Below are 540 nucleotides of genomic sequence, written 5' to 3'. Positions count from 1 at the left end.
GCGATCTGATTGACGCTGTGACGTCTGCGACTCGCCCTGCTGGGCAGTATCGATTTGTTTGGGATGGTACTAACGACGCAGGCGAACGCCTCGAGCAAGGTGACTATACCTTACATGTTGAGGTCGTTCGTGAACACGGTGGTCGCAACTACTTGCGCCAAAAAATGACATTAGCGGACAGTGAGGTGCGCTACCAACTCAAACCAACTCAAGAGACGGGGGTCATCACCGTCAATTACCAAGTTAAGTGATAGAAGGACACAACCATGAAAACCAAAATGAAAGCAGTGGCGTTAGCAAGCGTAATGGCAATGGGATTAGCTGCAGCGACAACGGCACAAGCGCATCCTCGTTGGGTTTTGCCTTCGCACTTTACCGTTTCTAAAGAAGGTGGTGATTGGCTCACGTTCGATGTGACTGCTTCTCATGGCACATTTGTATTCGATAAGCCAGCAGGTAGCGAACAAGCTTTTGTCATCATGCCGGATGGCCGCTCTGAGCGTCCGAACTTTGTAATACGCGGTAAGCGTCGTTCGATGT

The 540-nt window shown here is 50.4% G+C and carries 2 protein-coding genes; both read left to right on the top strand.

Going from position 1 to position 540, the window contains the following annotated elements:
* On the top strand, nt 1-251 hold a 251-nt coding region (locus tag R7P74_RS28780; protein WP_318124108.1), incomplete at its 5' end, for a DUF2271 domain-containing protein.
* Between the two features lie 15 nt (nt 252-266).
* The coding region (locus R7P74_RS28775; protein ID WP_140133817.1) for a DUF4198 domain-containing protein at nt 267-540 on the top strand (274 nt) is incomplete at its 3' end.

It is taken from the genome of Vibrio sp. 2033, from assembly GCF_033339735.1.
The sequence above is the reverse complement of the archived record's forward strand: the minus strand, read 5'-3'. Positions and strand labels throughout refer to the sequence as shown.